The sequence below is a fragment of the Burkholderia pseudomultivorans genome (assembly GCF_902499075.1).
In the GTDB taxonomy this organism is placed as follows: Bacteria; Pseudomonadota; Gammaproteobacteria; order Burkholderiales; family Burkholderiaceae; genus Burkholderia; species Burkholderia pseudomultivorans.
Map to the genome: position 1 here is coordinate 1 of NZ_CABVPP010000081.1, position 25,952 is coordinate 25,952.

Below are 25,952 nucleotides of genomic sequence, written 5' to 3' on the forward strand. Positions count from 1 at the left end.
CGGCGCCGACGGACGGCTCGCGCAGCCGGCCGCCGCCGCGCCCGACGCGCAGGGCGCGGACGCCGACGCGGAAGCGGGCGCCGCGAAGCGCGGCAGGAAGAAGGCCGCCGACAAGCCGGTGAAGACCGCCGACAAGCTCGCGAAGCTCGGCCTCACGCGCTCGATCGATCTCGTGCTGCATCTGCCGATGCGCTATGAGGACGAAACCACGCTCACGCCGATCGGCGAGCTGCTGCCCGGCGGCATCGCGCAGACCGAAGGCGTCGTGTTCGACAACGAGGTCGCCTACCGGCCGCGCCGCCAGCTCGTCGTGAAGATCCAGGACGACGACGGCGAGCAGCTCGTGCTGCGCTTCCTGAATTTCTACGGGTCGCAGGTCAAGCAGATGGCCGTCGGCCAGCGGCTGCGCGTGCGCGGCGACGTGCGCGGCGGCTTCTTCGGGATGGAGATGGTGCACCCGGCGGTGCGCGTCGTCGAAGCCGACGCGCCGCTGCCGCAGGTGCTCACGCCCGTCTACCCGAGCACGGCCGGCGTGTCGCAGGCGTACCTGCGCAAGGCGATCGAGAACGCGCTCGAACGCACGCCGCTGCCCGAGCTGCTGCCGCCCGAGATCGAGCGCGCGTACCTGAAGCCGCTCGACGTGCCGTCGCTCGCGGATGCCGTGCGGATCCTGCACCATCCGCGCGTCGATTCGGACGAAGCCGCGCTGATGGACGGCTCGCATCCGGCCTGGACGCGCATCAAGTTCGAGGAACTGCTCGCGCAGCAGCTGTCGCTGAAGCGCGCGCACGAGGAGCGCCGCACGCGCGCGGCGCCCGCGATGCCGCGCCGCGCCGCGAGCGATGCCGACGCGCTGACCACGCGCCTCTATGCGGCGCTGCCGTTCAAGCTGACCGGCGCGCAGTCGCGCGTCGTCGACGAGATCGCGCACGACCTCACGCTCGCGCATCCGATGCAGCGGCTGCTGCAGGGCGACGTCGGCAGCGGCAAGACGGTCGTCGCGGCGCTGGCCGCCGCGCAGGCGATCGATGCCGGCTACCAGGCCGCGCTGATGGCGCCGACCGAAATCCTCGCGGAACAGCACGCGCGCAAGCTGCGCGGCTGGCTCGAACCGCTCGGCGTGTCGGTCGCGTGGCTCGCCGGCAGCCTGAAGGCGAAGGACAAGCGCGCGGCGATCGAGGCGGCCGCGCTCGGCACCGCACAACTCGTGATCGGCACGCACGCGATCATCCAGGACAGCGTCGAATTCGCGCGGCTCGGCCTCGTGATCGTCGACGAGCAGCATCGCTTCGGCGTCGAGCAGCGGCTCGCGCTGCGCGCGAAGGCCGCCAACGCGGCGGACGGCGCGCAGGGCTTCCAGCCGCATCAGCTGATGATGTCGGCCACGCCGATCCCGCGCACGCTCGCGATGACGTACTACGCGGATCTCGAGGTGTCGACGATCGACGAACTGCCGCCGGGCCGCACGCCGGTGCTGACGCGCCTGGTCGGCGACGCGCGGCGCGACGAGGTGATCGCGCGCGTGCGCGAGGCCGCGCTGACGGGCCGCCAGGTGTACTGGGTGTGCCCGCTGATCGAGGAAAGCGAGACGCTGCAACTGCAGACGGCCGTCGAGACCTACGAGACGCTTGCCGCCGCGCTGCCCGAGCTGAAGGTCGGGCTCGTGCACGGCCGGCTGTCGCCGGCCGACAAGGCGGCCGTGATGGACGCGTTCACGCGCAACGAAGTGCAGCTGCTGGTCGCGACGACCGTGATCGAGGTCGGCGTCGACGTGCCGAACGCGTCGCTGATGGTGATCGAGCATGCGGAGCGCTTCGGCCTCGCGCAGCTGCACCAGCTGCGCGGCCGCGTCGGGCGCGGCACCGCGGCGTCGGTGTGCGTGCTGCTGTACACCGGGCCACTGTCGATCGCGGGCCGCGAGCGGCTGAAGACGATGCGCGAGACCACCGACGGCTTCGAGATCGCGCGGCGCGACCTCGAGATCCGCGGCCCCGGCGAATTCCTCGGCGCGCGCCAGTCGGGCGCCGCGATGCTGCGCTTCGCGAACCTCGAAACCGACGGCTGGCTGATCGAGCCGGCGCGCGAGGCCGCGGCGCGGCTGATCGCCGGTTATCCCGAGGTCGTCACGCAGCATCTGGCGCGCTGGCTCGGCGCGCGCGAGCAGTATCTGAAGGCCTGATCCCGCCTGACAGGGTCGGAACGGCGGCGCAACCGGCTGCAGAGAAACTTGGCGAACCGGTGCCGAAGGGTGTATAAATTAAACCTATCGCTTGTATATACCTGATTGACCCACAATGACGCTGACTGAATTGAAATACATCGTCGCGGTTGCGCGCGAACGGCATTTCGGCCGTGCGGCCGAAGCATGCTTCGTGAGCCAGCCGACGCTGTCGGTAGCGATCAAGAAGCTCGAAGACGAACTGAACGTGCAGATTTTCGAGCGCGGCGCGAGCGAAGTGAGCGTGACGCCGATCGGCGACCAGATCGTCACGCAGGCGCAGCGCGTGCTCGAGCAGACCTTCGCGATCAAGGAGATCGCGAAGCAGGGCAAGGACCCGCTGGTCGGCCCGTTCCGCCTTGGCGTGATCTACACGATCGGGCCGTACCTGCTGCCGACGCTCGTCAAGCAGATGATCCAGCGCGTGCCGCAGATGCCGCTGATGCTGCAGGAGAACTACACGCTGAAGCTGCTCGAACTGCTGAAGCAGGGCGAGATCGACGCGGCGATCATGGCGCTGCCGTTCCCGGAAACGGGGCTGATGGTGCGCCCGCTGTACGACGAGCCGTTCGTCGTCGCGCTGCCGGCCGGCCATCCATGGGAGAAGCGCGACGAGATCGACGCGGAGGACCTGAAGCAGGAAACCATGCTGCTGCTCGGCAACGGCCACTGCTTCCGCGACCACGTGCTCGGCGTGTGCCCGGAGCTGATGCGCTTTTCGCAGACGGCCGACGGCATCCAGAAGACCTTCGAGGGCTCGTCGCTCGAGACGATCCGCCACATGGTCGCGAGCGGCGTCGGCATCACCGTGCTGCCGCGCATGTCGGTCGCCGAGGTCGGCCCGCGCGCGAACGGCCCCGATGCGGAGCTGCTGTCCTACGTGCCGTTCAACGAACCGGTGCCCGACCGTCGCGTCGTGCTCGTCTGGCGCAAGAGCTTCACGCGGATGCCGGCAATCGACGCGATCAGCGAGGCGATCGCCGCATGCGAACTGCCGGGCGTCGCGAAGCTCGACATGCCCGCGACGATGAACTGAAGCGAGGGCGGCCCGGCGTCGCCGCAATGGGCGGGGTGTTGCAGCCCCGTTTATTTTCCCTATTGCATAGATAAAATTAATTAAATTCGTATTATCGATAGCATCGAGTAGACTGTTTGCCATGGACTCAGCGCCGGCCGACGGCCGGCTGACACGCAGAATGCAAGCGTCAAAGGAGGATGTCATGATGCGATCGGTATTGCAGCGCGCGCGGCGGAACATCCTGCCGCACGAGCAGGTCGTCGATCGGGCCAGGGCCGCGGTTCGCAGCCTGCGTCCGATTGCGTTCGCGTACCTGGCGGACCGTGTGGTCGGCGCATGAACATGTCGCCGCGTGCCGGTCCGGTGTTCCCCCGATTTACCGCGCCAAGCCATGAGGGAGCCACGCATGTCCAAAAACCGGAGAACCGCACGCAGCGCCGGCATGTCACCTGCCGGCCGCCGCGAGCCGCCGCGTTTCGCACGCGGTTCGCGTCTACCGAAGATCCCGCGCGACATTCCGTAGCACGCACGAGGACCGACCGGTTCCGTTTCTTACCCCCGCAATGACTCTCCACGGACGGGATCCGGCGCGACGCCGGGCCGTGCAGGTGGGGGGAACACGAGCAATCAAAGGAGAAATACGCATGTCGACCGAATCGAAGTGCCCGTTCCATCAAGTCGCCGGCAGCGGCACGACGAACAAGGACTGGTGGCCGAATCAGCTGAACCTGAACGTGCTGCATCGGCACTCGTCGCTGTCCGATCCGATGGACGCGGATTTCAACTACGCCGAAGCGTTCGGCAAGCTGGATCTCGCCGCGGTAAAGAAGGACCTGCACGCGCTGATGACGATGTCGCAGGACTGGTGGCCGGCCGACTTCGGCCACTACGGCGGCCTGTTCATCCGCATGGCCTGGCATAGCGCCGGCACGTACCGCACGGCCGACGGCCGCGGCGGCGCGGGCGGCGGGCAGCAGCGCTTCGCGCCGCTCAACAGCTGGCCGGACAACGTGAGCCTCGACAAGGCGCGCCGGCTGCTGTGGCCGATCAAGCAGAAGTACGGCCGCAACATCTCGTGGGCCGACCTGCTGATCCTGACCGGCAACGTCGCGCTCGAATCGATGGGCTTCAAGACCTTCGGCTATGCCGGCGGCCGCGTCGACACGTGGGAGCCGGACGACGTCTACTGGGGTTCGGAAAAGATCTGGCTGGAACTGAGCGGCGGCCCGAACAGCCGCTACTCGGGCCAGCGCGAGCTCGAAAACCCGCTGGCGGCGGTGCAGATGGGCCTCATCTACGTGAACCCGGAAGGCCCGGACGGCAACCCCGATCCGGTCGCCGCCGCGCACGACATCCGCGAGACTTTCGCGCGGATGGCGATGAACGACGAAGAGACGGTCGCGCTGATCGCCGGCGGCCATTCGTTCGGCAAGACGCACGGCGCCGGCCCCGCATCGAACGTCGGTCCCGAGCCGGAGGCCGCGGGCCTCGAGCAGCAGGGCCTCGGCTGGAAGAGCACGTTCGGCACCGGCAAGGGCAAGGACGCGATCACGAGCGGCCTCGAGGTCACGTGGACGTCCACGCCGACGAAGTGGAGCAACGACTTCTTCAAGCACCTGTTCAGCTACGAGTGGGAACTGACGAAGAGCCCGGCCGGTGCGCACCAGTGGGTCGCGAAGGATGCCGGCGAGATCATTCCGGATGCGTTCGACCCGTCGAAGAAGCGTCGCCCGACGATGCTGACGACCGACCTGTCGCTGCGTTTCGACCCGGCCTACGAGAAGATCTCGCGCCGCTTCTACGAGAACCCCGACCAGTTCGCCGACGCGTTCGCGCGCGCGTGGTTCAAGCTCACGCACCGCGACATGGGGCCGCGCAGCCGCTATCTGGGCCCGGACGTGCCGGCCGAGGAACTGCTGTGGCAGGACCCGATCCCGGCCGTCGATCACAAGCTGGTCGACGACGCGGATGTCGCCGCGCTGAAGGCGAAGGTGCTGGCGTCGGGGCTCACGGTGTCGCAGCTCGTGTCGACCGCGTGGGCGTCGGCGGCGACGTTCCGCGGCTCGGACAAGCGCGGCGGCGCGAACGGCGCGCGCATTCGCCTCGCGCCGCAAAAGGACTGGGAAGTGAACCAGCCGGCCGAACTCGCGAAGGTGCTCGAAACGCTGGAAGGCATCCGCAGCGCGTTCAACGGCGCGCAGACCGGCGACAAGCGCCTGTCGCTGGCCGACCTGATCGTGCTGGCCGGCGCGGCGGGCGTCGAGCAGGCCGCGAAGAACGCGGGCCTCGCGGTGACGGTGCCGTTCGCGCCGGGCCGGGCCGATGCGTCGCAGGAGCAGACCGACGTGGAAGCGATGGCCGTGCTCGAGCCGGTTGCCGACGGTTTCCGCAACTACCTGAAGCGCAAGTTCACGGTGCCGGCCGAGGCGCTGCTGGTCGACAAGGCGCAGCTGCTGACGCTGACCGCGCCGGAAATGACGGTGCTCGTCGGCGGGCTGCGGGTGCTCGGCGCGAACGTTGGCGGCGCGAAGCACGGCGTGTTCACCGACCGTCCGGAAGCGCTGACCAACGACTTCTTCACGAACCTGCTCGACATGGGCACCGAGTGGAAGCCGGTGTCGGCCGACAACGACGTGTTCGAGGGACGCGATCGCGCGACGGGCGAGCTCAAGTGGACCGGCACGCGCGTGGACCTCGTGTTCGGCTCGCATGCGCAGCTTCGCGCGCTGGCCGAGGTGTACGGCAGTGCGGATGCGAAGGAGAAGTTCGCGCACGACTTCGTCGCGGCCTGGAACAAGGTGATGAACCTCGACCGCTTCGATCTCGCGCGAGCGAAGTAATGCAGTGATGCAGTAACGGGAAACGGCCGGTCGCATGGCCGGCCGTTTCCGCTGTTTGTAGAAGGAGTGACCACCATGACGCAGATGATGCTCGATATGCATGCCGCCTTCGCGGCACCCGCGGCGCGGGCGCCGGCCGCGATCGCGCAGCGCTTCGCCGGCGTCGCGATCGTCGTCGGCGGCGCGGCCGTGCTGGTCGCGCACGCGCTGCACGCGATCGCGCCGGCCGCGGGCGGTTGAGCAGGCGCTGCATCGGCAAGCGCACCGGCGCATGTCGCGCGGCGCGGCACGCGGATTGCCCGACGGTCGGGCGTTTCGACATTTCGAACGAGGAGTCCGGAGATGGCCAGGAAGGGAAATGCAACGCAGATCAACATCGGCATCAGCGACAAGGACCGCAGGAAGATCGCGGACGGCCTGTCGCGCCTGCTCGCCGACACGTTCTCGCTCTACCTGAAGACCCACAATTTTCACTGGAACGTCACGGGGCCGATGTTCAACACGCTGCACCTGATGTTCGAAGAGCAGTACAACGAACTGTGGCTCGCGGTCGATTCGATCGCCGAGCGCATCCGTACGCTCGGCGTGGTCGCGCCGGGCACCTTCGCGGATTTCGCGAAACTGTCGTCGGTGCCGGCGGCGAACGGCGTGCCGGGCGCCGAGGACATGATTCGCGAGCTCGTCGAAGGGCACGAGACGGTGGTGCGGACGGCGCGCGAGATCTTCCCGACCGCCGACGTGGCCAGCGACGAGCCGACCGCCGATCTGCTCACGCAGCGCCTGCAGACGCATGAAAAGACCGCATGGATGCTGCGCTCGCTGCTGGCCTGAATGCCCGGCCGCGCGTGCCGCTCCGGTAGCCGTGCGTTATCTGTCCCTTGATCGGCGCGCATCGCGGGCGGCTCGTCGGGAGCGGACCCGGCGGCCCGTGCACGCGCGTCGGCCGCCGGCCGGGGGGGGGGCGACATGACGCAAAGCACCGCTCGGCTCTAAAATGCCGGGGTTATCTTCCCGGTGCCTCGCCATGCTTGCCCGCTTTCCCCTGTATCTGCGGCTCGTCCGGATGGACAAGCCGATCGGCAGCCTGCTGCTGCTCTGGCCGACGCTCAATGCGCTGTGGATCGCGTCCGACGGTCACCCGCGCTGGCCGCTGATCGTGATCTTCGCGCTCGGCACGCTGCTGATGCGCTCGGCCGGTTGCGCGATGAACGACTATGCGGACCGCGATTTCGACCGGCACGTGAAGCGCACGGCAGACCGGCCGCTGACGTCGGGCAAGATCCACGCGTGGGAAGCCGTCGCGATCGCCGTCGGGCTGTCGTTCATCGCGTTCCTGCTGATCCTGCCGCTCAATACGCTGACGAAACAGCTGTCGGTGGTCGCGCTGTTCGTCGCGGGCACCTATCCGTTCATGAAGCGTTTCTTCGCGATTCCGCAGGCCTACCTCGGCATCGCGTTCGGCTTCGGCATCCCGATGGCGTTCGCGGCCGTGCAGGACACCGTGCCGGCGATCGCGTGGGTGATGCTGATCGCGAACGTGTTCTGGTCGGTCGCGTACGACACCGAATACGCGATGGTCGATCGCGACGACGACATCAAGATCGGCATCCGCACGTCGGCGCTGACCTTCGGCCGCTTCGACGTGGCGGCCGTGATGGCATGCTACGCGGTGACGCTCGGCATCTACGTGTGGATCGGCCTGACGCTCGGCTTCGGGCTGCTCTACTGGGTCGGCTGGGCGGCGGCGGCCGGCTGCGCGGCGTATCACTACACGCTGATCAAGGACCGCGAGCGGATGCCGTGCTTCGCGGCGTTCCGGCACAACAACTGGCTCGGCGGCGTGCTGTTCGCCGGGATTGCCGCGCATTACCTGATGGCGGGGAACTGAGCGGCGAACCGCACGGCTTTGCGCCGTGCCGAACAAAGAAGCAAAAAAGCGGCCGAGGCCGCTTTTTTGTTGCCGGTGCCGGACGACGGCGTGCGCGGTCTGCGCGGCGGCCCGTTGCGGCGGCCGGCGCGCCGACACGCTTGACCCGTTACGCGCGGCCGAGCTCGTCGCCCATTTCCTTCGCGCGCGCATCGGCCGCGAGCACGCCGCGCACGATCGCTTCCTTCACGCCCTGCGCATCGAACGAACCGAGCGCGGCGGCCGTCGTGCCGCCCTTGGACGTCACGCGCTCGCGCAGCACGCCGGCCGGCTCGCCGGACTGCGCGGCGAGCTGCGCGGCGCCCGTGAAGGTCGCGACCGCGAGCGCGCGGCCCTGTTCGTCGTTCATCCCGAGGCGGCGCGCGGCTTCCTGCAGCGCTTCGATGAAATAGAACACGTACGCGGGGCCGCTGCCCGAGATCGCGGTGACGGCGTCGAGCTGCGATTCGTCGTCGAACCAGACGATCTCGCCCACCGCGCCGAGCACGTTCGACGCGAGTTCGCGACCCGCCGCATCGACGCCCGGCAGCGCGGCGAGGCCCGTCACGCCCATGCCGACGAGCGCCGGCGTGTTCGGCATCGTGCGCACGACGCGCGCGTAGTTGCCGAGCCAGCGCGACAGGTCGGCGCCGCGGATGCCGGCCGCGATGCTGATCACCAGTTGCGCGCCCAGGTGCGGCGCGAGCGCCTGCGCGACATCCTTCAGCACCTGCGGCTTGACCGCGAGCACGATCGCGTCGTATTCGCCGAGCGTCGCGTCGATCGCGGCGCCGGTGCGGATCCCGAACTGCTGAGCGGTGCGGGCGCGCGCGTCCTCGTTGACGTCGATGGCGTACAGGCCGTCCGCGGCGACGCCGCGCTTGATCAGGCCGCCGATCAGGGCCGCGGCCATGTTGCCGCCGCCGATGAATGCGATTTTCATAGTGTCGTGTCGGATTGAGCGAGTGAATGAAGGGGAAGGGCGCGGCGTTCAGTGCGAGTAATCGCGCGCGCCGAAGATCGCGGTGCCGACGCGCACGATCGTCGCGCCCTCGAGCACCGCCGCGTCGAGGTCGGCGGACATGCCCATCGACAGCGTGTCGAGCGCCAGGCCGTCCGCGCGCAGTGCGTCGAACAGCGCGCGCAGCGCGCGATGCGGCACGCGTTGCGCGTCGAGCTCGCCGGCCGGTTCGGGAATCGCCATCAGCCCGCGCAGCCGCAGCGACGGCAGCGCGGCAACCGCGCGCGCGACGTCCGCGACCTCGGCCGGCGCGACGCCGCTCTTCGACGCCTCGCCGCTGATGTTCACCTGTACACACACGTTCAGCGGCGGCAGGTGGGCGGGGCGCTGCTCGGCGAGCCGCTGCGCGATCTTCAGCCGGTCGATCGAGTGCACCCAGTCGAAGCGCTCGGCGACGGCGCGCGTCTTGTTCGATTGCAGCGGCCCGATGAAATGCCATTCGAGCGACGCGCGCAGATCGGCGAGCGCATCGATCTTGTCGACCGCTTCCTGCACGTAGTTTTCGCCGAACGCGCGCTGGCCGGCCGCGTGGGCGGCGCGCACGTCGTCGGCGGGAAACGTCTTCGAGACGGCGAGCAGCGAGACGGTGGCGGGATCGCGGCCGGCCGCGCGGGCGGCGTCGGCGATGCGGCGATGGACGGATTCGAGACGGACGGCGAGATCGGACATGACGGACACGAATACGGGCGCCCGCAAGGGCGCCAGGAAGGGGCGCGACAGCAGGCACGGAAGCGCGCGCGCCGCGGCACGCGGCGCATCGATCCGCCCATTATACGGACGCGACCGGACGCGGCGCGCGAAGCCGGCGGTCGGGACCCGGCCGGAGGCCGTATTCCGACGGTGCGCGCGCGTCGGCCGGCCGCGCGCGGCTTCTAGCCGTACAGCAGGTGTTCGACGAGCTGGATCCAGTGCGCGACCGGAATCTGCGTGCCGCTTTGCAGGTGCGCGATGCAGCCGACGTTGCCGGACACGATCATCTGCGGTTCGAGCGCCTGCAGCTTCAGCAGCTTCTGCTTGCGCAGCCGGTACGACAGCGACGGCTGGGTCAGCGAATAGGTGCCGGCCGAGCCGCAGCACAGATGGCTGTCGGCCGGCAGGCGCACGTCGATGCCGAGCGTCTCCAGCAGCCGTTCGACGCGGCCGCGCGACTGCTGGCCATGCTGCAGCGTGCACGGCGGATGGTAGGCGACCGTGTGGATCGCGCGGCGCCGCGCGAGCGTCGCGAGCTCGGCTTCGAACGCGAGCAGCACGTCGGAGATGTCGCGCGTCAGCGACACGATGCGTTGCGCCTTCTCCGCGTAGGCCGGATCGTCGCGCAGCAGGTGTGCGTATTCGAGCACCGTCGCGCCGCAGCCCGACGCGTTCATCACGATCGCTTCCGCGCCCTGTTCGACGAACGGCCACCACGCGTCGATGTTGCGGCGCGCGTCGTCGAGCGCTTCGTCGTGATAGTTCAGGTGCAGCCGGATCGCGCCGCAGCAGCCCGCGTCGGGCGCGACGATCGTCTCGATGCCGAGTGCGTCGAGCACGCGCGCGGTCGCGATATTGATGTTCGGCAGCATCGACGGCTGCACGCAGCCGCCAAGCATCAGCATCTTGCGCGGATGCGTGCGGTTCGGCCATTCGAGCAGCCGCGTGCGCGGCGGCACCTTGTCGCGCAGCCGTTTCGGCAGCAGCGGCCGCACGTGCTGGCCGAGCCGCATCACCGGCGAGAACAGCGCGGCATTCGGCACGAGGCTTGCGAGCACGCGGCGCACGAGCCGCTGCGACAGCGGGCGCTGCACCTGCGCCTCGACGTGCTTGCGGCCGATTTCGACCAGCCGGCCGTACTGGACGCCCGACGGGCAGGTCGTTTCGCAGCTGCGGCAGGTGAGGCAGCGGTCGAGATGCTGCTGCGTGCTGCGCGTGACCTTCGCGCCTTCGACCATCTGCTTGATCAGGTAGATGCGCCCGCGCGGGCCGTCGAGTTCGTCGCCGAGCAGCTGGTAGGTCGGGCAGGTCGCGGTGCAGAACCCGCAGTGCACGCACTTGCGCAGGATCGCGTCGGCCTCGTCGCCGTCGGCCGTATCGCGGATGAAATCGGCGAGGTTGGTTTGCATCGGGATTTCAGAGATCGGGGTAGAGCCGGCCGCGGTTGAAGATGCGCGCGGGATCGAACGCGGCCTTCAGCCCGCGGTGGATTTTCATCAGCGGCGCGGCGAGCGGCGTGAACACGCCCGCGCTGCGGTCGTAGGCATCGCCGGCGCGGAACAGCGTCGCGTGGCCGCCGGCCTGTTTCGCGCTCATGCGCACCGTCTGCGCGTCGGCGTCGGTGATCCACCAGCGCTGCGCGCCGCCCCATTCCATCAGCTGGGTACCGGGCAGGTGCATCGGCTCGGTGATCGACGGCAGCGACAGGCGCCACAGCGCGAAGCCGGGCGGGATGCCGTTGAAGAACGGATCGGTGTGCTCGCGCAGGCCGGCCCAGAAGCGCTCGGCCTCGACCGCGTCGACGACTTCGCCGCCGAGCAGCGTCTTTGCCGATTTGACGGCCGCCTCGGCGCCCGACAGCCGCAGCACGAGCGTGCCGTTGCGCCAGGCGCTTGCACTGGCCGGCAGCGGATGGCCGCCCCATTCGTTGAGCTTGCGCACCGCGTCGGTCGCGGTCATCTCGAACTTCAGCGTGACTTCGGCGACCGGCACCGGCAGCACCTTGATCGACAGGTCGAGCATCAGCCCGAGCGTGCCGAGCGAGCCGGCCATCAGCCGCGACACGTCGTAGCCGGCGACGTTCTTCACGACCTGTCCGCCGAAGCGCAGCGTTTCGCCGCGGCCGTTCATCAGCGTGACGCCGAGTACGAAATCGCGCGGCGCGCCGCAAGTCGCGCGGCGCGGGCCCGCGAGGCCGGCCGCGATGCAGCCGCCGACGGTGGCCGCGCGCCCGAAGTGCGGCGGCTCGAACGGCAGCATCTGGCCGCGCTCGGCGAGGGCGGTTTCGAGTTGCGCGAGCGGCGTGCCCGCGCGGACCGTGACGACGAGCTCGGCCGGGTCGTACGACACGATGCCGTGAAATGCGCGCGTGTCGAGTATTTCGCCGTCGAGCGCCTGGCCATACCAGTCCTTGGTGCCGCCGCCGCGAATCCGCAGCGGCCGGCCGTCGGCGCTGGCCGCGCGGACGCGTTCGGCCCATTCGGCGACGATGTCGTCCTCTTCCATGTTTCGGTAGCTGCCTCGTCTTGTTGTTCGATCGATTGTACCGGGGTGGCGCGAATCCACATCGCGACTATCCCTAAGCCGTGTTCACCGATGAAATGCGGCGCCGCCGGGGGAACCGCGGGGCGGGCAGCGGTGCGGGCCGCGGCGCAAGGGCAGCATCGCGCGTCGCCGGCCCGGCCGCGGCGTTCAGAATCGCGGCAGGTCGGGGTGCGGCAGCAGCCCGCCGCGCACGTGCTGGCGGCCGTATTCGGCACAGCGCGCGCGGGTCGGGATGCCCTTGTCGGGGTTGAGCAGCGCCGGCGGATCGAACGCGCGCTTGACCGCGAAGAACGCGTCGCGCTCCTGCGGCGAGAACTGTACGCACATCGAATTGAGCTTCTCGATGCCGACGCCGTGCTCGCCCGTCACGCTGCCGCCGAATTCCACGCAGCATTCGAGGATTTCGGCGCCGAACTGTTCGGCGCGGTGCAGTTCGTCCGGGTTGTTCGCGTTGTACAGGATCAGCGGATGCATGTTGCCGTCGCCGGCGTGGAACACGTTGATGCAGCGCAGCCCGTAGCGCGTTTCGAGCTGCTCGATGCGCGCGAGCAGCGGGCCGATCGCGCGGCGCGGCACGGTGCCGTCCATGCAGTAATAGTCGGGAGAAATGCGCCCGGCGGCCGGGAACGCGTTCTTGCGGCCCGACCAGAAGCGCAGCCGCTCGCTTTCGTTGCGCGACACCTGGATGCGCGTCGCGCCGTGCTCGCGCAGCACGGCCGTCATCCGCACGATTTCCTCGGCGACTTCTTCGGGCGTGCCGTCCGATTCGCACAGCAGGATCGCCTTCGCGTCGAGGTCGTAGCCGGCGTGCGTAAACGTTTCGACGGCCTGCGTGGCCGGCTTGTCCATCATCTCGAGCCCGGCCGGGATGATCCCCGATGCGATGATCGCCGCGACGGCCTCGCCGCCCTTGACGACGTCGTCGAAGCTGGCCATCACGAGCTGCGCGGTCTGCGGCTTCGGGATCAGCTTCACCGTGACTTCGGTGACGATCGCGAACATCCCTTCGCTGCCGATCATCACCGCGAGCAGGTCGAGGCCCGGCATGTCGAGCGCGAGCGAGCCGAATTCGACGATTTCGCCGTCGCTCGTCACCGCGCGCACGCGCATCACGTTATGCACGGTCAGCCCGTACTTGAGGCAGTGGACCCCGCCTGAGTTCTCCGCGACGTTGCCGCCGATCGTGCAGGCGATCTGCGACGACGGATCGGGCGCGTAGTACAGGCCGAACGGCGCGGCGGCGTCCGAGATCGCGAGGTTGCGCACGCCGGGCTGCACGGTGGCCGTGCGCGCGTACGGGTCGACTTCGACGATGCGCGTGAAGCGCGCGAGCGACAGCACGACGCCGAGCGCAATCGGCAGCGCGCCGCCCGACAGGCTGGTGCCCGCGCCGCGCGGCACGATCGGCACTTCCATGCGGCGGCAGATCTGCACGATGCGCTGCACCTGCGATTCGGTTTCGGGCAGCGCGACCGCGAGCGGCAGTCGCCGATACGCGGACAGGCCGTCGCATTCGTATGGCGCGGTGTCCTCGTCGCGGTACAGCAGGCAGTGCGTCGGCAGCACGGCCATCAGCGCCTGCACGACTTCGCGCTGCCGCTGCGCGCGCATTTCGACGGACAGTTCGACGGGGGCGTTCATCGGGTCTCCTTTGTCGGCCGGAGTTAGCGCTTCAGCGCCTGCTTCCGCCTGCCGCCGTTTCAGCACGCAAAGATCTTGCCGGGATTCATCAGGTTGCGCGGATCGAGCGCGAGCTTGATCGCGCGCATCGCGTCGATCGCGTTGTCGCCGTGCTCCTTCGGCAGGAAGCGCATCTTGTGCAACCCGACGCCGTGCTCGCCCGTGCAGGTGCCGCCGAGGCGCAGCGCGCGTTCGACGATCCGGTCGTTGATGCGTTCGGCTTCCTCGATTTCCTCCGGCTTGTCGGGGTCGATCAGGATCGCGACGTGGAAGTTGCCGTCGCCGACGTGGCCGACGATCGGGCAGGGCAGCGACGACGCGCGCAGGTCGACCTCGGTTTCCTCGACGCACGCGGCAAGCTGCGAGATCGGCACGCAGACGTCGGTCGTCACCGCGCGGCAGCCCGGCTTCAACTGCAGCATCGCGAAATAGGCGTTGTGGCGCGCGGCCCACAGCCGGCTGCGGTCCTCGGGGCGCGTCGCCCATTCGAAGCCCTGGCCGCGGTTCTGCTCCGCGAGCGCCTGTACGAGTTCGGCCTGTTCCTTCACGCCGGCCTCGGTGCCGTGGAATTCGAAGAACAGCGTCGGCGCTTCGGCGAGCGTCAGGTTCGAATGGCGGTTGATCGAGCGCACCGCGAGCGAATCGACGAATTCGACGCGCGCGATCGGCACGCCGATCTGGATCGTCTCGATCACGGTGCGCACCGCGTCGCCCATCGACGGGAACGTGCAGATCGCGGCCGACACCGCTTCGGGCAGCGGATGCAGGCGCAGCGTGATCTCGGTGATCACGCCGAGCGTGCCCTCGGAGCCGACGAACAGGCGCGTGAGGTCGTAGCCGGCCGACGACTTGCGCGCGCGCGAGCCCGTCTTCACGACGCGGCCGTCGGCGAGTACGGCGCTCAGGCCGAGCACGTTCTCGCGCATCGTGCCGTAGCGCACGGCGTTGGTGCCCGACGCGCGGGTCGCGGTCATCCCGCCGATGCTCGCGTCGGCGCCCGGATCGATCGGGAAGAACAGGCCGGTGTCGCGCAGCGCTTCGTTGAGCGCCTTGCGCGTGATGCCCGGTTCGACCGTCACGGTCAGGTCTTCGGCATTGATCGACAGCACGCGGTTCATTTCCGACAGGTCGAGCGACACGCCGCCGCGCACCGCGAGCAGGTGGCCTTCGAGCGACGAGCCCGCGCCATACGGAATCAGCGGCACGCCGTACAGCGCGCACAGCGACACGACCTCGCGCACGTCGTCCGCGCTGTGCGCGAACACGACGGCATCGGGCAACTGCGGGTCGAACGGCGATTCGTCGCGGCCGTGGTGGGCGCGCACGGCCTCGGCGGTCGACACGCGCTCGCCGAACGCGGCGCGCAGCGCATCGAGCATGGCGGGGGAAAGGGGACGGCGCGTGGCGGCCGGCGGGGCGGGGTGATTCACGAGTGTCTCCTGACTGCTTGTCGAACTGTCGGCCCATTCTACGCTGGAACGTCTGCTGCGGCCCCCGCCGCGGGCTGCGATAATCGCGATCCAGTGAACCCGGCCGCAGCGCGGCCGCGCAACAGAGGACATTCGCATGGGCAACCGCTTGAGCAAGATCGCCACGCGCACCGGCGACGACGGCACCACCGGCCTCGGCGACGGCCGGCGCATCGGCAAGGACGAGGTGCGGATCGCCGCGATCGGCGACGTCGACGAACTGAATTCGAACCTCGGCGTGCTGCTGGCCGAGACGCTGCCCGACGACGTGCGCACCGCGCTCGTCACGATCCAGCACGACCTGTTCGACCTGGGCGGCGAGCTGTGCATCCCCGGCCACACGGTGCTCGACGACACGCATCTCGCGCGGCTCGACCGCTGGCTTGCCGACTACAACGCAACGCTGCCGCCGCTGAAGGAATTCATCCTGCCGGCCGGCTCCCGCGCGGCGTCGCTCGCGCACGTGTGCCGGACGGTATGCCGCCGTGCCGAGCGTGCGATCGTCGCGCTCGGCCGGCAGGAAACGCTCAATGACGCACCGCGGCGCTACGTTAACCGGCTGTCGGACCTGCTGTTCGTGCTCGCGCGCGTGCTGAACCGCGCCGACGGCGGCTCGGACGTGCTGTGGGAGCGCGGCCGCGTGCGCTGACGCGTTCGGCCGATTTTCCGCGCTGCGACAATTTGCCCGGGGGATGCGCATTTTTAAAGATGTATCGTACTCGCATGTTTAACGGAGAACGAACATGACCCCCATTACCGCTGACCAGATGGCTCGCGTGAAGGCCACTGCCCCTGTCCTCGCCGTGCACGGTGCGACGATCACGAAGCACTTCTACCAGCGCATGTTCGCGCGCCATCCGGAACTGAAGAACCTGTTCAACCAGACGCACCAGAAGACCGGCAGCCAGCCGGAGACGCTCGCGAAGGCCGTCTACGCGTATGCGGCGAACATCGACAACCTCGGCGCGCTGGGCGGCGCCGTGACGAAGATCGCGCACAAGCACGCGAGCCTGAACATCCGCCCCGAGCATTACCCGATCGTCGGCGAGAACCTGCTCGCGTCGATCGTCGAGGTGCTCGGCGACGCGGTCGACGCCGACACGCTCGAAGCGTGGCGCGTCGCTTACGGCCAGCTCGCGCAGATCCTGATCGGCGCCGAGGCCGACCTGTACGCGGGCGCCGCGTGGAGCGGGTTCCGTCCGTTCAAGGTCGCGCGCAAGGTGCGGGAAAGCGACGAGATCACGTCGTTCTACCTGGTGCCGGCCGACGGCGGTGCGGCGCCGACGTTCGAGCCGGGCCAGTACGTGACGGTGAAGCGCTTCGTCGGCGACCTCGGCGTCGACCAGCCGCGCCAGTACAGCCTGTCCGACGCGCCGCACGGCAAGTGGCTGCGCATCTCGGTGAAGCGCGAGTCCGGCAATGCGGAAGCGATTCCGGCCGGCAAGGTGTCGACGCTGATGCACGACGGCGTCGAGGAGGGCGCGATCGTCGAGGTGACCGCGCCGATGGGCGAGTTCTCGCTGAAGCGCGGCGTCGACACGCCGGTCGTGCTGATCTCGGGCGGCGTCGGCATCACGCCGATGATGTCGATGGCGTCGACGCTGATCGCCGAAGGCAGCCCGCGCGAAGTGCGGTTCATCCATGCGTGCCGCTCGGGCGCGGTGCACGCGTTCCGCGACTGGCTGAACGACGCGGCGCGCACGCATGCGAACGTGACGCGCACGGTGCTGTACGAGCAGGTCGGCCCGAACGATCGCATCGGCGTCGATCACGACCTCGAAGGCCGTCTCACGCCGGAACGCGTGAAGGAATTCGCGCTGGTGCCGGACGCCGACTACTACATCTGCGGCCCGATCGCGTTCATGAAGGCGCAACGCGACGCGCTGATCGCGCTGGGTGTCGCGCCGGCGCGCGTGAATACGGAGATTTTCGGTTCGGGGGCGCTCGAGTAAGCGAGCGGCGGTCGGCTTGACCGAAAGGACCCGGTGCAGCGGAAATGCGCCGGGTCTTTGTTTTTTGTGGCAGCGCCGCGCTTTCCTCGTTTGGCCAAGCCGCACGGATTCGCCCGGCTGATTCGAACACGCGTTGCGGGCGGCATGCAGTGGCCGCCCGCTCCGTGCCCTGTCAGTTCCCGCTGCCGCGCACCACGCGCCGCGCCTTGACCGATTCCGCGAGCCCTTCGAGCACCTTCACGCTGTCGTCCCACGCGATGCACGCGTCGGTGATGCTCTGGCCGTAAGTCAGCTCGCAGCCTTCCTTCAGGTCCTGGCGGCCCTCGACGAGGTGCGACTCGACCATCACGCCGACGATGCGCGCGTCGCCGGCCGCGACCTGGCGGCCGATGTCCGCACACACCGGGATCTGGTTCTCATGCTTCTTCGAGCTGTTCGCGTGGCTCGCGTCGATCATCAGGCGCGCGGCGAGGCCGGCCTTGCCGATGTCCGCGCACGCGGCGTTCACGCTTTCCGCGTCGTAGTTCGGCGCCTTGCCGCCGCGCAGGATCACGTGGCAGTCCTCGTTGCCGGCCGTCGACACGATCGCCGAGTGGCCGCCCTTCGTCACCGACAGGAAATGGTGCGGCTGCGACGCGGCCTTGATCGCATCGACCGCGATCTTCACGTTGCCGTCGGTGCCGTTCTTGAAGCCGACCGGGCACGACAGCCCCGACGCGAGCTCGCGATGCACCTGCGATTCGGTCGTGCGCGCGCCGATCGCGCCCCACGAGATCAGGTCGGCGATGTACTGCGGGCTGATCATGTCGAGGTACTCGGTCGCGGCCGGCAGCCCCATCTCGTTGATCTGCAGCAGCAGCTCGCGCGCGGTGCGCAGCCCTTCGTTGATCTTGAAGCTGTTGTCGAGGTGCGGATCGTTGATCAGCCCCTTCCAGCCGACCGTCGTGCGCGGCTTCTCGAAGTACACGCGCATCACGATTTCCAGTTCGCCCTTGAAGCGCTCGCGCTCCTTCACCAGCCGTCCCGCGTATTCGATCGCTGCCTTCGTGTCGTGGATCGAGCACGGCCCGATCACGACGATCAGGCGGTCGTCCATCCCGTGCAGGATCCGGTGCATCGCCTGCCGCGAGTTGTAGATCAGTTCGGACGCGGCTTCGGAGCACGCGAATTCGCGGATCAGGTGGGCGGGCGGCGTGAGTTCCTTGAGTTCGCGAATGCGGACGTCGTCGGTATTGTGCGGGGGCATGCTGTTTCTCCTAATTCTGGGGGCCGTCCGGGTGGTGCGCGTGCGGCAGATTCATCAATTCAGGCAATTCGGTGGTTTCGGTCGGGGCGCGGACCGCTGCGGCGGCGACCGGCTGGCGAAGGGCGAAAAAAAACCGCCGGGTTCGCCGGCGGTTTTTTCGGGAATTTCGGTTGCGCTTTACGCGCCATCAACCCTCTCGATCCGCCAGCGGTCTGAGATGCCAAAAAAAGTAAAAGTAAAACTTGGCGGACATGACGGAGATTCGGTTCGTCGAAAAAGTCGATTCGCAATTTATACCCCGTCGCTGATCGGCTGGCAACCGGGGAGGGGTGAAAATGCGGACAATCCGCGCGTTTTCAGAAAAATACGCGGATTGTCTGCGCCGCGATGCGGTTATGCCGTACCGCCGACCGTCATCTTGTCGATCCGCAGGGTCGGCTGGCCGACGCCGACCGGCACGCTCTGGCCTTCCTTGCCGCACACGCCGACGCCCGTGTCGAGCGACATGTCGTTGCCGATCATGCTCACGTACTTCAGCGATTCCGGGCCGCTGCCGATCAGCGTCGCGCCCTTCACCGGGTAGGTGATCTTGCCGTTCTCGATCATGTACGCCTCGGACGCCGAGAACACGAACTTGCCGTTCGTGATGTCGACCTGGCCGCCGCCGAAGTTCACCGCGTACAGGCCGTTCTTCACCGACGCGATGATTTCCTGCGGATCCTTGTCGCCGTTCAGCATGTAGGTGTTGGTCATGCGCGGCATCGGCAGCGCCGCGTACGACTCGCGCCGCGCGTTGCCGGTGACGGGCATCTTCATCAGGCGTGCGTTCAGCGTGTCCTGGATGTAGCCCTTCAGGATGCCGTCCTCGATCAGCGTCGTGCACTGCGTCGGGTTGCCTTCGTCGTCGATGTTCAGCGAGCCGCGGCGGTTCGGCAGCGTGCCGTCGTCGACGACCGTTACGCCCTTCGCGGCGACCTGTTCGCCGATCCGGCCCGCGAACGCGGACGAACCCTTGCGGTTGAAGTCGCCCTCGAGGCCGTGGCCGATCGCCTCGTGCAGCAGCACGCCCGGCCAGCCCGGCCCGAGCACGACCGTCATCGCGCCGGCCGGCGCGGGGCGCGCGTCGAGGTTGACGAGCGCCGCATGCACGGCGTCGTCGACGTAGCGCGACAGGATCTCGTCGGTGAAGTAGCCGTAGTCGAAGCGGCCGCCGCCGCCGCCGGAGCCGATCTCGCGGCGGCCGTTCTGCTCGGCGATCACCGTGACCGACACGCGCACGAGCGGGCGGATGTCGGCCGCGAGCGCGCCGTCGCTGCGCGCGACCAGCACGACATCGTATTCGCCGGCGAGGCCCGCCATCACCTGCGTGATGCGCGGGTCGCGGCCGCGCGCCATCTGCTCGATGCGCTCGAGCAGCTTGACCTTCGCGGTCGCGTCGAGCGATGCGAGCGGATCGGAAGGCAGGTACAGGTCGCGGCCCGAGATGCCCTTCAGCGCCGTCGCCGCCTTGATCTTCTGCCGGCCGCCGCCCGCCGCCGCGATCGCCTTGGTGGCCGCGGCCGCCTGCGCGATCGCTTCCGGCGACAGGTCGTCCGAATACGCGAACGCGGTGCGGTCGCCCGCGACCGCGCGCACGCCGACGCCCTGGTCGATGCTGAAGCTGCCCGACTTGACGATGCCTTCCTCGAGGCTCCACGCCTCGCTGCGGGTCGCCTGGAAGTACAGGTCCGCATAGTCGACGCGATGCGTGAAGATGTCGGCGATCGTGCGCGTGAGCAGGCTCTCGTCGAGGCCGTACGGCGTCAGGAGGATGTCCTTCGCCAGCGCCAGATTGCGGATGCCGGGTTCGATGATGTTCATGCGGGTATCGGGAGTTCTCAAAAGGTTGTCGGGTGCTTCTGGGCAGATGGGTGGGCCGCGCGGCGTTTCAAGCGGTGCCGGCCGTTCAGGTCAGCACGCGATGCCGCCACGCGGGCAGGCTCTGGCGTACGTCGGCGATGCGTTGCGGGTCGAGCGCGCCGCTCACGACGCTCGCGCCTTCGTCGCGCACCGCGACGATCTCGCCCCACGGGTCGATCAGCATGCTGTGGCCCCAGGTGCGCCGGCCGTTCTCGTGCCTGCCGCCCTGGGCGGCCGCCAGCACGTAGCACTGGTTCTCGACGGCCCGCGCGCGCAGCAGCGTTTCCCAGTGCGCACGGCCCGTCGTATAGGTAAACGCCGACGGCACCACGATCAGCGCGCAGTCGCCCATCCTGCGATACAGCTCCGGAAAGCGCAGATCGTAACAGACCGACAGCCCGACCCGGCCGAACGGCGCGTCGAACGCGACCACCGTGTCGCCGGGGCGGATCGTGCGCGCCTCGTCGAACGATTCGTCGCCTTTTGCGAAGTTGAACAGGTGGATCTTGTCGTAGCGGGCCGCTTCCCGGCCCTCTGGGTCGAACACGAGCGTCGTGTTCAGCACGCGGTCGGGCTCGGGCGCCTTCAGCGGCAGCGTGCCGCCGATCACCCACACGCGGTGGCGGCGCGCGGCGTCGGCCAGGAACTGCTGGATCGGGCCGTCGCGGTACGCCTCCGCGAGCGCGAGCTTGTCGGTGTCGCGGTGGCCCATGAAGCAGAAATACTCGGGCAGCAGCACGAGCTGCGCGCCTTCCTCGGCGGCTTCCGCGATCAGGCGGCCGGCTTCGGCGAGATTGCGCGCGACGTCCGGGGTGCTCACCATCTGCAGCGCGGCGACCCGGAAGGGCGTGGCGGAAAGGGAGGAGTCGGTCATCGCGAAATAGGTTGCGTCATAAATGGGGTGCGGCCCGGCAGCACGCGCGGCGCGCCGACCTCAGCGGTTCGTCGCATCGGCCGCATCGCGATTCATCTTACCCTGATCGCCCCGCACCCGCTCGATGTGCGGATGCGCCCACGAGCCGGTGATCGCGTAGTCGAGCGCGAACGCATGCGACAGCGTCTCCGACAGCGCGTAGTTCGCGGCCAGCACGCCGACGCCCAGCAGCGGATTGATGACGGCCGCCGCGATCGCGGCCGCGCCCGCGCCGATCTTCGGCGCGACGTGCGCATGCAGGTCCTGGGTCTCGGTGCCGAGATCGACCGCGCCGCGCACGGTGACGTTCGCGGGCCCGGTCGTCATCGTGAAGTCGTCGGTGCGCGCGATCCCGTTCGAGATCCGGCTCGTGCCGGTGATCTTGTCGAACGGCAAACCCTTGCCGATCACGTCGCGGAAATTCAGCGTCAGGAAGCGCGCGAGGCTTTGCAGGCTCAGCACGCCGAGCAGCTTGGCGGCGCCCGGATCGACCTTCAGGATCTGGCCGTGTTCGAGGTCGAGCGCGACCTGGCCGCCGAGCGACGGGAAGTCGAGCGCGGTCGGGCCGCCGCGCCAGCCGACCTTGCCGGTCACCGTGCCGTGGCCGTTCGCGAGCGTGCGCGGCAGCCCGACGCGGTCGAGCAGCGCGCCCGCATCGTCGACGTCGAGCTTGAAGTCGAACACGCTGCGGCGCGGCGCGTCGTTCTCGTCGACGCCGCGGGCGAGCGCGCGGCGCGACGTGCGCCAGTTGCCGGTCGCGGTGAGCTTGGCGGCCGGGTTCGACAGTTCCAGCTTGTCGAGCTGCCACACCGGCGTGCCGTCCTCGTCGATGTTGCGCGCGTTGACGACGAGGCGGCCGATGTCGTGGTTGCGCGCGACGACCTGGTCGACGATCAGGTCGACCGACGGCATCGGGCGGTCGGTCGGCGTCGGCAGGTTCATCGCGCGGCCGACCAGGTCGTGCTGCGCGCTGTCCGGGATCACGAGCTTCGCGAGCCGCGCATTCAGCACGCCGGCGCCGTTGTGGCCGCCGCCCGGCGCCCACGACAGGTAGCCCGACACCTGGTTCGACGCGATGTTGGCCTGCCACAGCTCGTCGACGTGCGACGCGCCGACGATCACGTTTTCCCAGTTGCGCTTGAGCAGCTTCAGCGTGCCGAAGTGCAGCGCGAAGCGCTTCGGCGTGAAGCTCGCGAGATCGACGCGCGACGCGGCCGGCGGCTGCGCCGCCGCGCGCGGCGTGTCGGGCCGCAGCGTGCGGGCGAGCGCGAGCCATGCGTCGGCGTCCAGCTCGTCGACGTCGACCGCCGCGCTCACGCCGTCCTGCGGCATATCGGGCATCCGGTGGATGCCCATCGCGCCGCGCACCGCGCGCAGCGGCTGGCCGCGCGTCGCGTCGAGCAGGTAGGTGGCCGATACCGGGCCGAGCGTCAGCGCCGCGTGTTCGAGGCGCTGGGCGCCGTCCTGCGGCGCCGGCTGCAGCGTGAAGCTGAACGGCATCGGCGTGCCGGCCGGCTTCGCGAACGGCGCCGGGAAGTTCAGCGCGACGCCCGTCAGGTCGGAGTGCGCGCTGATGTCGGGCAGGCGGCCCGGCGCGCCGCGCACCGCGAGCCGGTACGGCGCGTCGCCGACCACGTGTTCGAGCAGCGCCGCGGCGGCGCCGCGCAGGTTCAGTCCGCGCGCCGCGTCGAGCGCGAGCCGGCCGTCGACATCCACCGCGTACGGGCCGTGCGACTTGAAGCTGCCGTTCGCGCGCACCGGGCCGCCGATGAAGCGCCCGGACAGGTCGTGCAGCGACGCGCCGGCTTCGGTGAAGCGCACCTGTCCGCGCAGCGCGGACAGCGGCGGCACGCCGTCGGTCGACAGCGTATTGCCGTCGAACGCGAGCGCGCCTTCGACATGCGTATGCGGATGCGGGACGTGCTGCGGGATCGTCAGCTTCAGCGCGAGCGACGCGGGCCCCTGCGCGTCGATCCGCTCGCCGATATGGTTGCTCAGCATCCCGAGCGAGCTGTTGTTCGCGTAGTCGATCAGGTCGGCGAGCGGGCCGTGCGCGTGGCCGTCGATCACGAGCGGCGACTTCGACGGATTGCCGAGATCGTCGATCCGGCCGCTCACCTTGGTCAGCGCGACGCGCTTGTAATGGGCGCGGTCGATGTCGAAGCGCAGCTTGTTCTGCGCGAGCTCGAACACGCCGTCGATGCCGTCGAGCGCCGGCCATACGCTCGGCGTGCCGTTCGCGAGCTTGCGCGGCGGGTACGGCGTCGGCTCGAAGCGGCCGCCGGTGAACGGCGCGACGATATGGAACACGCCGGCCGTCGGCTCGTGCTCGAACGGGAATTTCTCGAGCGGGCCGCGCGCGACGATCGACGCCCCTTTCGCGACCTGGCCGTCCTGCAGCGCGTGGCCGAGGTACTGGCGCAGGTGCTCGGACATCCCGGTCGGCAGGTAGCGCGGAATCCGGGCGACCGACGCGCGCGCGAAATCGGCGCGCAGGTCGAGCGTGCCGCGGCCGTGGCCGGGGTTCGTATAGCTGCCCGACACCGCGATCTCGGCGTCCGGGTTCGCGACGAACAGGTCGGGCAGCGACACGTCGACGCGCGCATGCTTGTCGCCCGGCGCCGGCGTGATCGTCCATTTCGCGTTGCCGCGCAGCCGGTCGAACGTCAGGCGCGGCTCGTCGAATTCGCCGGGCACCGTGACGGCCGCGTTGACGGTATCGAATTTCGCGGCGCCGCCGGTCTCGTTCGCGTCGACGTGGCCCCACAGATTCTCGACGCCCGGCCAGCCGGCGCGCGGGTGGCCGCGCGGCGACAGGCCCGGCGGCGGCTCCTGCGCGGCGAAGCTGATGCCCTGCAGGTCGCCGAGGAAGCGGTAGCGCACGATCGGCGCGGCGCCGGTGCGCCGTTCCTCGTCGGCGAGCTCGGCGCTCGCCGGCTTCGCCCGTTCGACCTCGATGTGGTAGTTCGACACCATCCCGCGCGGGTCGAGCTTGATCAACTCGTTGCGCAGGCGCGCCGGCAGCGGCAGGCCGCGGATGAATTCGCTGAGGATGCCGAGATCGACGCGGTCGCCGACGACGCTGAGCAGCTGCCCCTGGTCGGCGGTCGGCACGCGGTAGCGGGCCGTCAGCGTCGACAGCGCGAGCGAGCGTGCGAGCGGCGTGCCGTCGTCGAGCGGCGGCTGCCCCAGTTCCGCGTTGAAGTGCGTCAGGTGCAGCGTGTAGTCGTGGCCGGTGTCCATCGCCATGTCCCAGCCGAACCCGACCGTCGGCACGTCGAGCCGCGGCTGCGTCGGGCGCACGCGCAGCGCGACGTCGGCGCCTTGCAGGTCGCCGCCTGCCGAGCGCAGCCGGCCGTCGCGGAAGGTCGCCCAGATCGCGTTGTCGATCCGTCCCGCGTGGATCGTCAGCGGCATGTCGAGATAGCGGGCGAGGGTCTGCAGGTCGACCGGGCCGGTCGACAGATAGGCGTCGCCGGTCCAGTTCGACGGCTTGCCGACCGGCGCGAGCGCCTTGTGCGTGAAGCGCGCGCGGAAATCGAGCGGGCCGAGCAGCAGCGTGCCGTTGGCGGGCGCCTGCAGCGCGGCCTTGTGCACGCGGCCACTGTTGAGCACCGCGAGCCGGATGCCCGACAGCGCGAGTTCCGGCGCGTCGTGCTGCGCGTCGCGCCAGCGCAGCGTGCCGCCGCGCAGCACGATCGCCTCCTGTTTCAGCAGCCAGGTGCTGAAGGTCGCATTGCCGCCGTGGGTGGTCGCGACGCCGACGCCCGCGACGCTCAGCGAGCCGTCGGCCGCGCGCGCGACGACGAGGTCGGGCTGGTCGACGATCAGGCTCGACAGCGCGGGCGACAGCCGCAGCAGCGACATCCACGACAGCGCGGCGGTCGCATGCGGCACCGACAGTGCGATCCGGCCGTCGTGGCCGCGAATCGTCAGGTTCTTGAGTTCGACGCCCGGCTGCATGCCGGACCAGTGCGGAGACAGTTTGCCGATCGAAAGCTGCGCGTGGAGCTTGTCGGACACCGCGCGCTCGATGCGCGGCCGGAATTCGTCGATGCGCGGCAGCAGCACGTAGCGCAGCCCGAGGAATGCGCCGGACGCGACGAAGTAGGTGCCGATTCCGACCGCCAGCGTCACCTTGAACACGCGACGCAGGACCGGATGATCGTGCTTCGGAGTTCCCGCATCGGGCGCTGCTACGGCGGATTCCTGACGGTCGGACATGCGGCGGACGGGCGGCGATATGGTAGTTTTGCAGACTGACGTTGAAATGTATCACACGGGTTCGTGCCGGCGGCCGTTGCGGCAGATCGGCACGGGCTTTCCGGCGCGCGGTGTCGCGACGGGCGCAGCGGCGCCCGGCGAGGCCGCGCCGAGTCCAAGAGGCCGGCCGGCGGCGGTGCGCGCGAGCGCGTTCCGCTGCGGCCGGCCTTACCGCCAGGCCCGCTTCTCGATGACCGACGCTTCCGCCCTGATCAGCACGTCCTATTCCCGTTACCTTGCCCGCGCGGCTGCCGCGCGCCCCGCGCTGGCCGCGCAGATCGCCGCGTGGGCCG

General features: G+C 69.3%; 19 protein-coding genes. 9 read left to right on the plus strand and 10 right to left on the minus strand.

The window, feature by feature from the left end:
- From recG to ubiA, 7 genes are all read left to right on the plus strand, one after another.
- Nucleotides 1-2,179 (plus strand): ATP-dependent DNA helicase RecG (gene recG / locus BST28156_RS31825; protein ID WP_174904319.1); only part of this gene is annotated, 2,179 nt, incomplete at its 5' end.
- A 115-nt stretch (nucleotides 2,180-2,294) separates the two neighbouring features.
- Entirely contained in the window at nucleotides 2,295-3,254 is a 960-nt protein-coding gene (locus tag BST28156_RS31830) for a hydrogen peroxide-inducible genes activator (protein WP_009689274.1), read from the plus strand.
- Nucleotides 3,255-3,438: 184 nt separating this feature from the next.
- Complete coding sequence (locus tag BST28156_RS31835) at nucleotides 3,439-3,576, plus strand: hypothetical protein (protein WP_174904320.1); 138 nt, start codon at nucleotides 3,439-3,441, stop codon at nucleotides 3,574-3,576.
- Between the two features lie 304 nt (nucleotides 3,577-3,880).
- Entirely contained in the window at nucleotides 3,881-6,076 is a 2,196-nt protein-coding gene (gene katG / locus BST28156_RS31840; RefSeq protein WP_174904321.1) for a catalase/peroxidase HPI, read from the plus strand.
- Nucleotides 6,077-6,151: 75 nt separating this feature from the next.
- On the plus strand, nucleotides 6,152-6,316 hold the full coding sequence (locus BST28156_RS31845; RefSeq protein WP_174904322.1) for a hypothetical protein: 165 nt from the start codon (nucleotides 6,152-6,154) through the stop codon (nucleotides 6,314-6,316).
- Between the two features lie 102 nt (nucleotides 6,317-6,418).
- Entirely contained in the window at nucleotides 6,419-6,907 is a 489-nt protein-coding gene (locus BST28156_RS31850) for a Dps family protein (protein ID WP_174904323.1), read from the plus strand.
- A 193-nt stretch (nucleotides 6,908-7,100) separates the two neighbouring features.
- A complete protein-coding gene (gene ubiA, locus BST28156_RS31855) occupies nucleotides 7,101-7,964 on the plus strand; it encodes a 4-hydroxybenzoate octaprenyltransferase (protein WP_174904324.1) in 864 nt (287 codons plus the stop codon).
- A gap of 148 nt (nucleotides 7,965-8,112) precedes the next feature.
- Here ubiA and proC read toward each other — a convergent pair whose 3' ends face one another.
- The 6 genes from proC to BST28156_RS31885 form a co-directional block, all read right to left on the minus strand.
- The gene (gene proC, locus BST28156_RS31860) at nucleotides 8,113-8,925 is read right to left on the minus strand and encodes a pyrroline-5-carboxylate reductase (RefSeq protein ID WP_174904325.1); all 813 of its coding nucleotides are present in this window, start codon (nucleotides 8,923-8,925) and stop codon (nucleotides 8,113-8,115) included.
- A gap of 48 nt (nucleotides 8,926-8,973) precedes the next feature.
- Nucleotides 8,974-9,672, minus strand: coding sequence for a YggS family pyridoxal phosphate-dependent enzyme (locus BST28156_RS31865; protein WP_060245069.1), 699 nt, complete (start codon nucleotides 9,670-9,672; stop codon nucleotides 8,974-8,976).
- Between the two features lie 203 nt (nucleotides 9,673-9,875).
- Nucleotides 9,876-11,102, minus strand: coding sequence for a glycolate oxidase subunit GlcF (gene glcF, locus BST28156_RS31870; RefSeq protein ID WP_060245010.1), 1,227 nt, complete (start codon nucleotides 11,100-11,102; stop codon nucleotides 9,876-9,878).
- Nucleotides 11,103-11,109: 7 nt separating this feature from the next.
- Complete coding sequence (gene glcE / locus BST28156_RS31875) at nucleotides 11,110-12,198, minus strand: glycolate oxidase subunit GlcE (protein ID WP_040126679.1); 1,089 nt, start codon at nucleotides 12,196-12,198, stop codon at nucleotides 11,110-11,112.
- 186 nt (nucleotides 12,199-12,384) lie between these two features.
- Nucleotides 12,385-13,878, minus strand: a complete 1,494-nt coding sequence (locus BST28156_RS31880; RefSeq protein ID WP_060245011.1) for an FAD-linked oxidase C-terminal domain-containing protein — start codon at nucleotides 13,876-13,878, stop codon at nucleotides 12,385-12,387.
- Nucleotides 13,879-13,937: 59 nt separating this feature from the next.
- Nucleotides 13,938-15,347: an FAD-binding oxidoreductase gene (locus BST28156_RS31885; RefSeq protein ID WP_174904326.1), complete on the minus strand. Its 1,410-nt coding sequence runs from the start codon at nucleotides 15,345-15,347 to the stop codon at nucleotides 13,938-13,940.
- 136 nt (nucleotides 15,348-15,483) lie between these two features.
- On the opposite strand from BST28156_RS31885, the gene BST28156_RS31890 reads away from it, so the two are divergent.
- Nucleotides 15,484-16,035, plus strand: a complete 552-nt coding sequence (locus tag BST28156_RS31890) for a cob(I)yrinic acid a,c-diamide adenosyltransferase (RefSeq protein WP_174904327.1) — start codon at nucleotides 15,484-15,486, stop codon at nucleotides 16,033-16,035.
- Between the two features lie 94 nt (nucleotides 16,036-16,129).
- Nucleotides 16,130-17,338, plus strand: coding sequence for an NO-inducible flavohemoprotein (hmpA, locus tag BST28156_RS31895; protein ID WP_174904328.1), 1,209 nt, complete (start codon nucleotides 16,130-16,132; stop codon nucleotides 17,336-17,338).
- Nucleotides 17,339-17,510: 172 nt separating this feature from the next.
- On the opposite strand, the gene aroG is transcribed toward hmpA, so the two are convergent.
- The 4 genes from aroG to BST28156_RS31915 all read right to left on the minus strand — a co-directional run bounded on the left by aroG (nucleotide 17,511) and on the right by BST28156_RS31915 (nucleotide 25,620).
- The gene (gene aroG, locus BST28156_RS31900) at nucleotides 17,511-18,584 is read right to left on the minus strand and encodes a 3-deoxy-7-phosphoheptulonate synthase AroG (protein ID WP_060245015.1); all 1,074 of its coding nucleotides are present in this window, start codon (nucleotides 18,582-18,584) and stop codon (nucleotides 17,511-17,513) included.
- Nucleotides 18,585-18,977: 393 nt separating this feature from the next.
- The gene (gene tldD / locus BST28156_RS31905) at nucleotides 18,978-20,444 is read right to left on the minus strand and encodes a metalloprotease TldD (RefSeq protein WP_040126684.1); all 1,467 of its coding nucleotides are present in this window, start codon (nucleotides 20,442-20,444) and stop codon (nucleotides 18,978-18,980) included.
- An 85-nt stretch (nucleotides 20,445-20,529) separates the two neighbouring features.
- Nucleotides 20,530-21,357 (minus strand): carbon-nitrogen hydrolase family protein, encoded by an 828-nt coding sequence (locus BST28156_RS31910; RefSeq protein ID WP_174904329.1) that lies wholly within the window; start codon nucleotides 21,355-21,357, stop codon nucleotides 20,530-20,532.
- A 60-nt stretch (nucleotides 21,358-21,417) separates the two neighbouring features.
- A complete protein-coding gene (locus BST28156_RS31915) occupies nucleotides 21,418-25,620 on the minus strand; it encodes a YhdP family protein (protein WP_174904330.1) in 4,203 nt (1,400 codons plus the stop codon).
- Between the last annotated feature and the right edge of the window lie 332 nt (nucleotides 25,621-25,952).